Raw genomic sequence first — 409 nt, 5'->3', positions numbered from 1 at the left:
GGTAGCCTACGGTGGCGCTTTGGCCGTTGTGGACGGTGGTTTCGCCGATGAGGCGGTCGAGTTCGTCGTAGGCGAGTTCGACGCTGCTGTGTTGGTTGCGGGCTTTGGTCAGGTTGCCGGTAACGGGGTCGTATTCGAAACGGGTGCGGCTGATGCCTTCGTCTTTGCTTTGTCCGTTGCGACCGGAGACTTTGCAGCTTTGTTTTTCGATCAGTTGGCCGAGGATGTTGCGTTTGAAATGATGGATGTGCCAAGTTTCGGGACGCTCTTTCAGACGGCCTTCATGATTGCTTTGGCCGTATTCGGTCTGTTGAACCAGTTGTCCGGCGGCATCGTAGCCGTAGGCGGTGATTTTGCCGTCCCAGCCGGTTTCTTGGATCAGGTTGTCGGTTTGGTCGTAATCGAGACG

The 409-nt window shown here is 56.2% G+C and carries 1 pseudogene; it reads right to left on the bottom strand.

From position 1 onward, the window contains the following. A pseudogene (locus tag ACTHSX_RS10510) lies at positions 1-409 on the bottom strand (hypothetical protein); the annotation flags it as partial.

Source organism: Neisseria sp. P0014.S002, assembly GCF_051958295.1.
Lineage (GTDB): Bacteria > Pseudomonadota > Gammaproteobacteria > Burkholderiales > Neisseriaceae > Neisseria > Neisseria flavescens_B.
This window is presented reverse-complemented; position numbering and strand designations above follow the sequence as displayed.